We start from the raw sequence: 13,403 nt of genomic DNA, 5'->3' as shown, positions 1-13,403 counted from the left end.
TTGCTGCACCCGAATGGGGTAAGTCTCTCTGCGCAATATCTGCAGGTCGTTAGGTTTATTTCTATCGTGCGACACTAAACTTATAATGGCCAATTTGTGATTTAGGCCTCTAAGTGGTCAGATATCTTCATGGAGAAACACACATCTGACGCGGCGGCCCAAGCTGCTGCGCCCACGCCGCAGAGCGGCGAACGTACATTCTTTGGCCACCCTTGGGGCTTGGCCAACCTCTTTGGCGTGGAAATGTGGGAGCGATTTAGCTTCTACGGCATGCAGGCACTTGTCTTGCTGTACATGTATTACGCCACTACCGATGGCGGTCTTGGTCTAGACCGCGCGGACGCGACATCCATCGTGGGTGCGTATGGCGGCTTGGTGTACATGGCTTGCTTGTTGGCTTCCCTAGTTGCCGACCGAGTCTTGGGTGCAGAGCGCACTCTGTTCTATTCGGCCGTTCTGGTTATGGCCGGCCACCTCGCGTTGGCGTTTATCCCCGCGGTAACTGGTTTGGCCATTGGTCTTGTCCTCATTGCGATTGGTTCCGGTGGCGTTAAGACCACCGCGCAGGTTGTGCTTGGCTCCATGTACTCCCGCGATGACCCGCGCCGTGATGGTGGCTTCTCCATTTTCTATATGGGCGTCAATATCGGTGGCCTCTTCGGACCGCTGATTACTACTGCGTTGTGGGGCTGGAAGGGCTTCCACTGGGGCTTCGGCATCGCGGCAATTGGTATGGCGCTCGGCCTGATTCAGTATTCCCTGATGCGCAAGACCACCATCAAGGATGCAGGGCATGAGGTTCCAAACCCGGCTAGCTCGAAGCAACTGCTCATGGGCGGGGTTGTAGTAGCCGCCATCATTGTGATTATGGTGGTGGCATTGGCTACCGGCGCTATTCAGGTTGATTGGCTGTCCAATATTGTTACCGCGGTTGCTCTGGTTGCAGCAATCTATCTATGGGCGCAGATGTATACCTCGAAGTTGGTGACCCGCGAGGAAAAGAACCGCCTGTTGGGCTTTATTCCGATGTTTATTTCCGGTGTTTTGTTCTTCGGAATCTTCCAGCAGCAGTTCACCGTAATGACGATTTATGCGGATGTGCGCTTGGATCGCCACATGTTTGGTTGGGAAATCCCGCCATCACTGGTGCAGTCCATTAACCCAATCTTTATTGTTATTTTCTCCGCTATCTTCGCAACGATGTGGACGAAGCTAGGGAATAGGCAGTGGTCCACCCCAGTAAAGTTCGGCGTAGCCAATATCGTCATTGGCATCTCCTTGTTCTTCTTCCTGCCGTACTCGGGTGCAGCGGCGAACTCCACGCCGATGTATGTCATCATCCTCATCCTGTTCCTGTTCACTATGGCGGAGCTTCTCCTCTCGCCAGTAGGAAATGCGCTTGCTACCAAGGTGGCGCCGGTGGCATTCCCGTCCCGAATGATGGCGGTATGGATGATGGCGGTGGCTATGGGTACCTCGCTGGCCGGCTCCTTGGCTAGCTTCTATAACCCGGATGATGCAGGAGCGGAGAATACCTTCTTTATCTCTCTCGGCGTTGTATCCATCGTGTTGGGCGCCATCCTGCTTGTTCTAAGCCGCTGGGTGGTAAAGAAGTTCTCTACCTTCCGCTAGGTGCTGTAAAACACCCTTAAATGGGAGGTATGTCGGCGTGATGTTGGCATACCTCCCTAAGTGGTTTTTATCACTCGGGTTAAGCGGGGAAGGTGGGGGGAACATAAACGGTATGAGCTGGGGAAGTTGTGTCCCGCTGGGCTTCTTTTGGGCTCGATTCTAAGCCCCAGCAGGTTAACAAAAGGTTAACCAAAGGGAATATTAAAGAAAATCAATTGTCTGTGGATAGGCGCAGGGGTAATCTGCATTTCGTCCGCGACGCGTGAAAGCGTCGTAGGTGCGTACCGTGTTCATCTGTTTTCTTTCCAAGGGGCCAACGCTGTGACAGCGACTCTGATTATCCTCGGCATTGTGGTGGTAACCGCCCTTGCCTTTGACTTTACGAACGGATTTCATGACACTGCCAACGCGATGGCTACGTCCATTGCCACCGGTGCTTTGAAGCCTTTTACTGCGGTGGCAATCTCCGCAGTCCTCAACCTTGTCGGTGCTTTCCTTTCGGTCAACGTTGCTGCGACCGTGGCAAAGGGCATTGTTAACCTCGATTCCTACGATCTAACTGGAGCCGCCGCCGATACCGACGGCCAGGCGCTTTTGATGGTGGTCTTTACCGGCCTCATCGGTGGCATCATCTGGAACCTGTTCACCTGGTTGCTGGGCATGCCGTCCAGTTCCTCTCACGCACTCTTTGGCGGCCTCATTGGTGCCGCCTTCGCTGCGATGGGCTCTACCGGTGTGGAGTGGTCCTCCATTGCCGGCAAGATCATTATCCCAGCCGTTGCCTCGCCTATTATCGCGGCGCTGGTATCCGCATGTGCGACCTTCCTTATCTACTGGGTTACCAACACCATTCCCAACAAGGCGAAGAACGAGCACTTCCGCCACGGTCAGATTGTTACCGCTTGCTTGGTGTCCCTGGCACACGGCGCTGGCGATGCGCAGAAGACCATGGGTGTTATCTTCCTGGCATTGGTTGCTTCCGGGCATGCGGTTGCTGACGCCCGCATTCCTACCTGGGTTATCGTTTCCTGTGCTGTGGCTATCGCGGCCGGCACCATGTCCGGCGGCTGGCGCGTTATCCGCACCCTGGGCAAGGGTCTGGTGGAGATTGAGTCCCCGCAGGGTATGGCTGCTGAAGCTACCTCTGCAGCGATCATCTTGACTTCTGCTACCGGTGGTATGGCGCTGTCCACTACCCACGTGTCCACCGGTTCCATTTTGGGTACCGGCCTGGGCCGTCGCGGTGCTGAGGTTCGCTGGGGTGTGGCCATGCGCATGGTGTCCGCATGGCTCATTACCTTGCCGTGCGCTGCGTTCGTGGGCTTTGCTACCTGGTGGTTGGCACATGGCGTCTCTTCCTTTACTAACGTAGCAACCGGCGCCATCGTGGACTTCGTCTTGCTGCTGGCAATGGCCGCACTTATCGTTATCCGCTCCCGCATGAACCCGGTGGATGCTTCCAACGTCAACAACGACTGGGATCCAAACTCCGAGTCCGTGGATTCCTCCATGGGTGCGGGCTCTGACCGCAAGGAGCCAGTTGCTGCCGGTGCCGCACCAGTATCCGCAACCAAGGCGGAGGATGCCTCCGCGCCGTCTACTGCTCAAGAGGAGCGCTAAACCATGACTGCTGCAGAAATCTTCCAGTCCCTCATTCACGTTGCAGGCTTGGCGCTGGTCTTCGGTGCTGGCATTCCGCTCCTGTTCTCTCTGGGCATGCGGTGCATGACCGGTGATCCAATTCGTGACGACAACGGCGTTGTCGTGGGCGATACTCCGGCAAGTACGCAGATGAAGGTACTGGGCTGGACCGTCTATGCGGTGTTGGCCGTAGTCATTCTCGTGGCCATCATGTGGATTGCTCGCGATACGCTGGACCACTACTTCGGCTTTACGCCGTTCGGTGACCTATAAAGAATCCTCTTGCCTGAGGGTAAACCTTCCGTGTGATGCGCGGCACACTTTCTTAAAGTTAACAAAAGGTTAACTTTAAGCGACCTAGGGGTTGCTTAGTGGAAGTGTGCCGCGTATATTCTTCTCTATCAAACAGAGAGAAAGCCACATGGAGGTGTGAGAAATGAACAAGATGCGTACATTGATGGACGGCATCGCTGATGCGTTCAAGGGCTCCACCACTGGAACCGGCCTGGACACCGTTTCAGAAGCTCCGGTTCGCGCTTTGGTGGCAGAAACCCTGCTTGACGCTGATAAGACCCCTGCTACTACTAAGGACGTAGCAGAGGCGCTAGAAACCGTCACCGGTCATGCTCCGGATGAACACGAGATGCTCGATGCGGAACTTTTCCTGCTCGACTTCGATTGGCTGCAGTAAGCAGCTACTGAATGAAATCCCCACGAGGCCCCTTGCCGCACAGTGTGTAGCAGGGGGCTTTGTGCTGCGTGGGGTACACGGGGGCGTCGGCAAGCGCGGCTAATCGCGCGGCGGCAGTATGGCCTCAGGGGTCTCGGGCAGAAGCTGGCCGCCATCGATAATTAGTGTTTGGCCGGTGATGTAGCCTGCCTCTTCCGAAGCTAGGAAGGCTGCTGCAGTGCCAATATCGCGTGGGGTGCCCAGGCGGTGCAGCGGTACCGAGCGCGTCATTTGATCGAGGTACTCCTGGCCTTGGGCCTCGAGGCCCTCGGTGAGGATATTGCCTGGGAGGACCCCGTTGATGGTGATGCCATCGCGGGCCACCTCGAGCGCGGCCGAACGCATAAAGCCTTGTTGCGCGGCCTTGGAGGCGCCGTAGTGGGCCCAACCGGGAAAGCCCGTGTGCGAGCCGGTGATAGACGTTGTAATAACGATGCGTCCATAGCGGCGTTGCTTGAGATAGGGGAGCGCCTCCTGGACCACCTTGAAGGTGCCGTGGGTATTGATGGCAAACATCGCCTCCCACTTATCATCGGTCATCTCTGCCAGCGGGCAGTTGGGAAAGACACCGGCATTGGAGCACACAATGTCGAAGCCGCCGTGCTCGGCAGTGACCTGGCGGTACATGTCCTTAACCGAAGCGCGTTCGGTGACGTCCACGCGAATGGCGCTGGCACCCAACTCCTTGGCAGTAGCGGTGGCGTGGTCTAGGTCGATATCGGCGATGATGACGGTGGCGCCGGCCTCCCGCAGCGAGGCGACGATGCCGCGGCCAATGCCGGAGGCGCCGCCGGTGACAATGGCTACCCGGCCTGTGAGATCGAACATGATGCTCCTGTTCCTAAAAAAGGGGTGGAATGAGGGTGATTTCACCTTCTAGTTTATGCCGCAAGAGCAGGAAGGGCCTGGGAAATTCGCCACGCGGGAGGGAATGAATGAAGGGCCTGTCGGGTTGATTTACTAAGGTAGAAACAGATGAAGATTAAGCCGCTCGGAAGGGTAGAATCGTCCTTCCAACTGTGGATAGCGGTACGAAAAGCGAGTGTGAAAGAACTTAATGGCACGTATGCAAGAAAGCGCTGACCTGCTCAAGTGTTCCTTTTGTGGCAAGAGTCAGAAGCAGGTGAAAAAGCTCATCGCCGGCGGCGGTGTCTACATCTGTGATGAGTGCATCGAGCTATGCAATGAGATCATCGAAGAGGAACTGGGCCAAGAGCAGGCGCAAGAATCCTCTGATGCAGAGGTGCGCCTGCCCCGACCCTCGCAGATTTCCGCCTTCCTAGACAAATATGTCATTGGCCAAGACAAGGCCAAGCGCGTGTTGTCTGTGGCGGTGTATAACCACTACAAGCGCATCAAGGCCGAAGAGTCGGCCGCGTTGGAGGCCCGCCGCAAGAAGGCCGAGGGCGATGAGGTGGAGATCTCTAAGTCCAATATCTTGATGCTGGGCCCCACCGGTTCCGGTAAGACCTACCTGGCGCAGACCTTGGCCCGGCTTCTCGATGTCCCCTTTGCCATTGCCGATGCCACCAGCCTCACCGAGGCCGGCTACGTAGGCGAAGACGTGGAAAATATCCTGTTGAAGCTGCTGCAGGCCGCGGACTTTGACGTGGAGCGCGCACAGCGCGGCATCATCTACGTCGACGAGGTGGACAAGATTTCCCGCAAGTCCGAGAACCCATCCATTACCCGCGACGTGTCCGGCGAGGGCGTGCAGCAGGCCCTGCTGAAAATCCTGGAAGGCACCGTGGCGGCCATCCCGCCGCAAGGCGGGCGCAAGCACCCGAACCAGGAGTTTATCCAGCTGGATACCTCCAATATTTTGTTCATCGTCGCCGGCGCTTTCGCTGGGTTGGACCAAGTCATTGCGGATCGCGTGGGCAAGAAGGGCGTGGGCTTTGGCGCCAACCTGGATACCAAGGACGAGCGCGAAAAGGTTGACCTCTTCTCCCAGGTGCGCCCCGAGGACCTAGTGAAGTTCGGTCTTATTCCAGAGTTCATCGGCCGCCTGCCTGTCGTGGCCACGGTGGATAACCTGGACCGTGAATCTTTGGTCAAGGTGCTCACCGAGCCCAAGAACTCCCTGGTTAAGCAGTACAGCCGCCTCTTTGAGATGGATGACTGCGAATTGGACATCGAGCCAGCGGCATTGGATGCCATCGCGGAGCTCGCCTTGGAGCGCAAGACGGGTGCGCGTGGCCTGCGCGCCATCATGGAAGAGCTTTTGGTCCCAGTCATGTACGACCTGCCAGACCGCGAGGATATTGCCACGGTACACATCACGCGGGAGTGCGTGACCGAGGGCGCGGAGCCGCAGTTTAGCTACAAGGACGAGGCCAAGGAATCTGCCTAGGCCTTAGCTGCCACAGCGCCTACTGGCGGGCTGTGGCAGGGTGGGGCGTGGGCCGGAAGGCCCGCGCTAGTACTCCTCGCTGTAGATATCCTGCGGGGAGGCCTCGTCGCCTTCTTCGGTATCGAACGAGGACGAGGTGAGGTAGGACTCGTGGCCCGAGTCCGGAATATTGGCGGTCAAAAACGCCAGCACAGCATCGACGGTGAGCCTATGCATGCCGTCGATATTTTCTTGGGTATTGAAGTTTACGCCCAGCATGTTTTCCACCATCACCTGGTTGGTCACGCGGTAGACCGTCAACGAGGAAATCAGGGTGAAGATGTCATTGGCGGAAATGCCGGGGCGGAAGGCGCCGGCGTCTTGGCCCAAAAGCAGCAAGCGGTCAAGGTGGAGGGCCACCCCGGCGACGTCGGCAATAGCCTGCTGTGCCGGGTCCACAATCTGCTGATTACTTTCCCATACCAGCATGCGGATGGCCTCCGGGTTGGCTACTCGCTCGCGGAAGAGCCAATCCACCAACTTGCGCACGCCTTCGACCGGAACTGCGGTATCGATTTCCAGGGCATCCTCAGGCGGATTGAGGCGCTGCGCGGCGGTGCTCAGCGCACGCAGGTACAAGCCTTTCTTATCGCCAAAGTGGTAATGAATCATGCGCTTGGACATGCCGGATTCTTGGGCGATGGTCTCTAGCTTGGTTTCTGTAAAGCCAAAACGGGAGAACTGCTTGATCGCAACGTCCACCACGGAGTCAATGCTGACGGATTCCGCGTGGGCAGCGTGAGGAGAATCCGCCTGGTCTGCAGCCTGCAGTGGGTCAGTATTCTCTGTGCTCATTGCATAAGTCCTTAATCCTTGCGGCGCGGCGGTGGCGCGGTGAACTGATGTCTAATAGTGCGGGAGTTGGCAATCCCTATGCATTCTGGGTGTGCAGCGTGGGGGAGTGTCCCGCATTTCCTTTTCCTATCATGCCCGATTAATCACCCCGTGCGGGAGTATCTGGCCCATTGGGGGCGCTAATTTTGAGGTAAATGGGGGTATTTTATCGCAAGGGCCCTAGATTTTCCCTCCAAAAGAGGGGGCCAGATTCACAGCGCGAATGCTGGCGGTGGGGCTAAGCTCGGTGATGGATTACATTCCCTGGCGGTGCGAGCAATCTGGCTCGCGTGTGCCGCCCATGTCACAGCCATTATTGAGGAGGCTTTACACCATGACCCAGCCCGTCAAGATCACTGTCACCGGCGCCGCCGGCAACATCGCCTATTCGCTGCTGTGGCGCATCGCTGCTGGAGATGTGTACGGCAAGGACACCCCGGTGGACCTAGCATTGCTGGAAATTCCCGCTGCGGTGGAAAAGGCCCAAGGTGTTGCCATGGAGCTCAATGACTCCGCCCTGCCGTTGGTTAACTCCATCACGGTTACTGATGATCTCAAGGAAGCCTTTGAAAACACCTCGGCTGCCTTCCTCGTCGGCGCTCGCCCCCGCAGCAAGGGCATGGAGCGCGCCGACCTGCTGGAGGCCAATGGCGCCATTTTCACCAAGCAGGGCAAGGCTATCAATGACTACGCCGCGCGCGATGTCCGCGTGCTCGTGGTGGGTAACCCGGCTAATACCAATGCCCTCATCGCTGCGAATAATGCCCCGGATTTGGATGATTCCCAGTTCAACGCTTTGATGCGCTTGGACCACAACCGCACCCTGAGCCAGCTTGCGCTAAAGACCGGCAAGTCCACCACCGATTTCACCAAGGTGGCGGTTTGGGGCAACCACTCCGCTAGCCAGTTCCCGGATATTACCTACTCCAACGCCGAGGTGGACCAGGACTGGTACCGCGAGGAGATGATCCCCAAGGTGGCCAAGCGCGGTGCGGAAATTATTGAGGTTCGCGGTAGCTCCTCGGCTGCTTCGGCGGCGTCGGCAGCCGTGGACCACATGCATGACTGGATTCATGGCACTGAGGACTGGCGCACCGCGGCGGTGCCATCGGACGGATCCTACGGCGTCGACAAGGGCCTTATCTGCGGATTCCCCACTGTCAGCCGCAACGGCCAGTGGGAGATTGTGCAGGGACTGGAGCTCACTGAATTCCAAAAGGAGCGCATCGAGGCCTCTGTGGCCGAGCTGCGCGAGGAGCGCAAGGCCGTGGCGGACCTGCTCTAAAACACGGTCGGTGCGCACCTCATACTCGGTGCGCACCCTGCCTGGCTGAGCCGGTTGACGTGCAAGGTAGAATCGGCCAGGTGACTGAGCAAAATAATGAGCAATTAGTTGGTACCAACCGCGCCGATGCGCTGCCTAAGTCGTGGGAGCCGCAGGCCGTAGAGAAGGACCTCTATGAGGGCTGGGTAGAAAAGGGTTACTTCACGCCGGATGCGAATTCGGAGGCTGAGCCTTATTCCATCGTGCTGCCGCCGCCGAATGTGACCGGCCAGCTGCACATGGGCCACGCCCTAGACCACACGCTGATTGATTCCATTATCCGCCGCAAGCGCATGCAGGGCTACGCCACCCTGTGGCTGCCCGGTGCCGATCACGCCGGCATTGCCACCCAGACCAAGGTCGAGGCCAAGCTCAAGGAGACCGAGGGCAAAAAGCGCTGGGACTATGAGCGCGAAGAATTCATTGACAAGGTCTGGGAATGGAAGGAGCAGTACGGCGGCACCATCCAGAACCAGATGCGGGCCATCGGTGACTCCGTGGACTGGTCCCGCGAGCGCTTCACCTTGGATGATGGCCTCTCCCGCGCCGTCCAGACCATCTTTAAGAACCTCTACGATGAGGGCATGATCTACCAGGCCAACCGCCTGGTGAACTGGTCGCCGGTGCTAGAGACCGCCGTCTCCGATATTGAGGTCGTGTACAAGGACGTCGAGGGCGAGCTGGTCTCCATCCGCTATGGCTCGCTCAATGACGATGAACCGCACCTCATCGTGGCCACCACCCGTGTGGAAACCATGCTGGGTGACGTTGCCATTGCCGTCCACCCAGACGACGAGCGCTACGCCGATTTGGTGGGCAAGGAGCTACCGCACCCGTTCCGCGATGACCTGAAGCTCAAGATCATCGCCGATGATTACGTGGACATGGAATTCGGTACCGGCGCGGTGAAGATCACCCCGGCCCACGATCCGAATGACTACGCGATGGGCACCCGCCACAACCTGGAGATGCCCACCGTTATCGATACCACCGGCCACATTGCCAATACCGGTACCCGCTTCGACGGCCTGACCCGCGAGGAAGCCCGCGTGGAGATCCGCGAGGCACTGCGCGAGCAGGGCCGCATTGTCAAGGAAATCCGCCCGTACGTCCACTCCGTGGGCCACTCGGAGCGCTCCGGCGAGCCCATCGAGCCGCGCCTGTCCCTGCAGTGGTTCGTGGACGTGGCCAAGATGGCCAAGGCCTCTGGCGACGCCGTGCGCGAGGGCGATACCACCCTGCACCCGCAGTCGCTCGAGCCGCGCTACTTCGAGTGGGTCGATGACATGCACGATTGGTGCATCTCCCGCCAGCTGTGGTGGGGCCACCGCATTCCTATCTGGTACGGGCCAGAAGGCGAGGACGGCCAGCGAGACATCGTCTGTGTTGGCCCTGATGAGGAGCCACCGGCAGGATACGAGCAGGATCCGGACGTGCTGGATACCTGGTTCTCCTCCGCGCTGTGGCCATTTTCCACCCTGGGCTGGCCAGAAAAGACCCCGGATCTGGAGAAGTTCTATCCCACCAACGTGCTGGTCACCGCCTACGACATCTTGTTCTTCTGGGTGGCCCGCATGATGATGTTCGGTACCTTTGCCGGCACCCACACCCCGGAGCTTTTGGGCGAGGGCACCGATGGCCGCCCGCAGGTTCCGTTCAAGGATCTGTACCTGCACGGCCTGGTCCGCGATGAGCAGGGCCGCAAGATGTCCAAGTCCTTGGGCAACGGCATTGACCCGATGGATTGGGTGCGCGATTACGGTGCGGATGCCCTGCGCTTTACCCTTGCCCGCGGCGCTAACCCCGGCGTGGACCTGCCGCTTGGCTCCGACGCCGCCGCGGCCGCCCGCAACTTTGCCACCAAACTCTTTAATGCCACCAAGTTCGCGCTCATGAACGGCGCTGGAGTGGCCACGCTGCCGAACCGCGTGGAGCTTAGCGACGCCGACCGGTGGATCCTTGACCGCGCCGAAGAAGTCCGCGCCAAGGTGGATGCCTACCTGGATGACTACCAGTTTGCTAAGGCCAACGAGCTGCTCTACCACTTCACCTGGGACGAGCTGTGTGACTGGTACTTGGAGATTGCCAAGACCCAGATCCCGCGCGATGGTGTAAGCGAACAGGGCCGCAATACCCAGATTGTCTTGGGCCGCGTGCTCGACGTCGTCCTGCGCCTACTGCATCCGACCATGCCATTCGTCACCGAGGTGCTGTGGAAGGCGCTGACCGGCGGCGAGTCCATCGTCGTGGCACCATGGCCAACCGTTGCCGATACCAATGGTGGCGCTACCAAGGATGAGGTGGCCGCCCGCCGCATCGAGGACGCCGATAAGCTCATCACCGAGCTGCGCCGCTTCCGCTCCGACCAGGGCGTAAAGCCTTCTCAGAAGGTGCCGGGCCGCCTCGATTTCGCCGCAGCGGATCTCGCCGGCCAAGAGGAACTGGTGCGCAATCTGGCCAATACCACCGCCCCGGGCGAGGATTTCGATCCTTCCGCCTCCATCGAGGTGCGCCTTTCCCAGGCCACCGTGGAGGTCACCCTGGATACCCACGGCGCGGTGGATGTAGAAGCCGAGCGCAAGCGCCTGGAGAAGGATCTGGCCAAGGCGAATAAGGAACTGGAGCAGACCGGCAAGAAGCTGGGCAACGAGAACTTCTTGTCCAAGGCGCCGGAAGAAGTGGTCAATAAGATCAAGGAGCGCCAGCAGGTTGCCCGCGAAGAGGTCGAGCGCATCACCAGCCGTTTGGAGGGCCTGAAGTAGTGGCGGACAAGGACAAGGAGACTGAGGACTTCGAAATCGTCGATGCCCTCAAAGAAGGCACCGACGGTGGACCGGTGGAAATCACCGAGTCCGGCCTGACGCTCAACTTGGGCATGGGTAGCGAGGATGAGTACAACGAGGCCGCACCGCAAGAGGTGTCGGCCGAAGAGCTGCGCGCCCTCGCGGAGGTAGAAGAAGAGCTCGATGAGCGCTGGCCGGAAACCAAGATTGAGCCTTCCCTCGATCGCATCGAGATGCTCATGGATCTGCTTGGCCACCCCGAGCGTTCCTTCGATGTCATCCACATTGCCGGCACGAACGGCAAGTCCTCCACCGCGCGCATGGTGGATTCGCTCCTGCGTGCCTTCCACCGCCGCGTCGGCCTTGTCACCAGCCCGCACCTGCAGCGCGTCACGGAGCGCATCGGCATCGATGGCCAGCCCATCCACCCGCGCGATTATGTGCGCATCTGGCACGAGATCAAGCCCTTTGTGGAGATGGTCGATGCCCAGTCGGACGTCCCCATGTCCAAGTTCGAGGTCCTCGTCGGCTTGTCCTATGCCGCGTTTGCCGACGCCCCCGTGGACGTCGCCGTCGTCGAAGTCGGCCTCGGCGGCCGGTGGGATGCCACCAACGTGGTCAATGCGGACGTCTCCGTCATTACCCCGGTGGGCTGGGACCACACGGATTACTTGGGCGATACCCTCGCAGAGATTGCTGGTGAAAAGGCCGGCATCATCAAGCCGCGCGAGGATGCCGATGATCCGCTGACTCCCAATGAAAACATTGTGGTTGTCGCGGAACAGGACCCTGAGGCAATGCGGGTTATCCTGCAGCAGGCCGTGGACGTGGAGGCGGGCGTCGCCCGCTCCGGTTCTGAGTTTGCCGCCCTCGAGTCTCGCATCGCCGTCGGTGGCCAGCAGATTACTATCCAGGGCCTTGGCGGCATGTACGAGGATATTTTCTTGCCCCTGCACGGCGAGCACCAAGCCAAGAATGCGGCCGTCGCCCTTGCTGCGGTGGAGGCGTTCTTCGGCGCCTCGGCCGGCCACCCGCTGGACGTCGCGACCGTGCGCAATGGTTTTGCCCAAGCGATTTCGCCCGGCCGCCTGGAGCGCGTGCGCACGTCGCCCACGACGTTTATTGACGCCGCCCATAATCCACATGGCGCCAAGGCGCTAGGCGCGGCGCTGGACCGCGATTTCGACTTCGCCCGCCTCATCGGTGTGCTCTCCATTTTCGCGGATAAGGACGCCACCGGCATCCTCACCGCACTAGAGCCTTACCTCACCGAGGTCGTCATCACCCAAAACTCCTCGCCGCGCGCCCTCGATGCCTACGACTTGGCAGAGACCGCCCGCGATATCTTTGGCGAGGAGCGAGTGTACGTAGCCGATAACTTGCCGGGCGCCTATGCCCAGGCCGTGGAGCTTGCCGAGGACGCCGAGGTCCAGTCCGGCTCCGGCATCATCATCACCGGCTCGGTCGTCACCGCTGGTGATGCCCGCGCGATGTTTGGAAAGGAACCTGCATGAGCCGCGACAATCACCACCCGCGCGGCGAGCACCAGCCTCGCCCGCCCCGCCGCACCCGCGGCCGTGGCCGCGAAGAACAGATCCCGGAAAGCGAGATCGGCCCGCTTGGCATGGGCCAAGCCCCAGTCAAGGACCCACTCAAAAGCTTCAACGGGATGGTCATTGCCAGCTCCCTGACTATGGAGGCGCTCGCCCTATCCTTCGCACTGCCGATGCTCTACAAGCTCTATGACGGTACCTTGTGGACCCCCTTTAACTACGGCTTTGTCATCGCCGCAGTGGTATTCCACCTCGTGATGATCGCGTTCATGAATAAGAAGTGGGCGCTGTCTGTCATCGTATGGGCGCAGCTGTTGTGCGTCATTGTGGGCTTTATGGTCCACTGGGCCGTGGCCGCCATCTTCATAATCTTTGGCTTGGAGTGGCTGCTGGCCGTCTACCTGCGCAGCAACCTCATCGCCCGCATGAAGCGCGGTTACCTCACCACGCAGCACCTCAACGAGAAATAAGGCTCGATACCTCCGGCGGGTGGGGCAGACGCGATAGACTAGCG

General features: G+C 59.4%; 11 protein-coding genes. 9 read left to right on the top strand and 2 right to left on the bottom strand.

Going from position 1 to position 13,403, the window contains the following annotated elements:
* Positions 1-129 precede the first annotated feature (129 nt).
* From BJ985_RS05725 to BJ985_RS05710, 4 genes are all read left to right on the top strand, one after another.
* Positions 130-1,632, top strand: a complete 1,503-nt coding sequence (locus tag BJ985_RS05725) for a peptide MFS transporter (protein WP_179386885.1) — start codon at positions 130-132, stop codon at positions 1,630-1,632.
* Positions 1,633-1,953: 321 nt separating this feature from the next.
* Entirely contained in the window at positions 1,954-3,252 is a 1,299-nt protein-coding gene (locus tag BJ985_RS05720) for an inorganic phosphate transporter (RefSeq protein WP_005324054.1), read from the top strand.
* Positions 3,253-3,255: 3 nt separating this feature from the next.
* On the top strand, positions 3,256-3,546 hold the full coding sequence (locus tag BJ985_RS05715; RefSeq protein WP_005324056.1) for a hypothetical protein: 291 nt from the start codon (positions 3,256-3,258) through the stop codon (positions 3,544-3,546).
* Between the two features lie 163 nt (positions 3,547-3,709).
* Positions 3,710-3,964 (top strand): hypothetical protein, encoded by a 255-nt coding sequence (locus tag BJ985_RS05710; protein WP_005324057.1) that lies wholly within the window; start codon positions 3,710-3,712, stop codon positions 3,962-3,964.
* A gap of 99 nt (positions 3,965-4,063) precedes the next feature.
* Here the strand turns inward: BJ985_RS05710 and fabG are convergent, their stop codons facing one another.
* Positions 4,064-4,831 (bottom strand): 3-oxoacyl-ACP reductase FabG, encoded by a 768-nt coding sequence (gene fabG, locus BJ985_RS05705; RefSeq protein WP_179386884.1) that lies wholly within the window; start codon positions 4,829-4,831, stop codon positions 4,064-4,066.
* A gap of 229 nt (positions 4,832-5,060) precedes the next feature.
* On the opposite strand from fabG, the gene clpX reads away from it, so the two are divergent.
* Positions 5,061-6,356: an ATP-dependent Clp protease ATP-binding subunit ClpX gene (gene clpX / locus BJ985_RS05700; protein WP_005324061.1), complete on the top strand. Its 1,296-nt coding sequence runs from the start codon at positions 5,061-5,063 to the stop codon at positions 6,354-6,356.
* A 66-nt stretch (positions 6,357-6,422) separates the two neighbouring features.
* Here the strand turns inward: clpX and BJ985_RS05695 are convergent, their stop codons facing one another.
* Positions 6,423-7,190: a TetR/AcrR family transcriptional regulator gene (locus BJ985_RS05695; RefSeq protein WP_179386883.1), complete on the bottom strand. Its 768-nt coding sequence runs from the start codon at positions 7,188-7,190 to the stop codon at positions 6,423-6,425.
* A 373-nt stretch (positions 7,191-7,563) separates the two neighbouring features.
* Between BJ985_RS05695 and BJ985_RS05690 the strand changes: the two genes are divergently transcribed.
* The 4 genes from BJ985_RS05690 to BJ985_RS05675 all read left to right on the top strand — a co-directional run bounded on the left by BJ985_RS05690 (position 7,564) and on the right by BJ985_RS05675 (position 13,359).
* Positions 7,564-8,514 carry a malate dehydrogenase gene (locus tag BJ985_RS05690; protein ID WP_179386882.1) on the top strand — a complete coding sequence of 317 codons (951 nt, stop codon included), beginning with the start codon at positions 7,564-7,566 and terminating at the stop codon, positions 8,512-8,514.
* Between the two features lie 80 nt (positions 8,515-8,594).
* Positions 8,595-11,315: a valine--tRNA ligase gene (locus BJ985_RS05685; RefSeq protein WP_179386881.1), complete on the top strand. Its 2,721-nt coding sequence runs from the start codon at positions 8,595-8,597 to the stop codon at positions 11,313-11,315.
* Entirely contained in the window at positions 11,315-12,850 is a 1,536-nt protein-coding gene (folC, locus tag BJ985_RS05680; RefSeq protein WP_179386880.1) for a bifunctional tetrahydrofolate synthase/dihydrofolate synthase, read from the top strand. Before BJ985_RS05685 ends, folC begins: the two co-directional genes overlap by 1 nt.
* On the top strand, positions 12,847-13,359 hold the full coding sequence (locus BJ985_RS05675) for a DUF4233 domain-containing protein (RefSeq protein WP_179386879.1): 513 nt from the start codon (positions 12,847-12,849) through the stop codon (positions 13,357-13,359). Before folC ends, BJ985_RS05675 begins: the two co-directional genes overlap by 4 nt.
* Positions 13,360-13,403: the final 44 nt, after the last annotated feature.

It is taken from the genome of Corynebacterium tuberculostearicum (genome assembly GCF_013408445.1).
In the GTDB taxonomy this organism is placed as follows: domain Bacteria; phylum Actinomycetota; class Actinomycetes; order Mycobacteriales; family Mycobacteriaceae; genus Corynebacterium; species Corynebacterium tuberculostearicum.
Note: the sequence above shows the minus strand (reverse complement) of the source record. Positions and strands in the feature narration are given on the sequence as shown.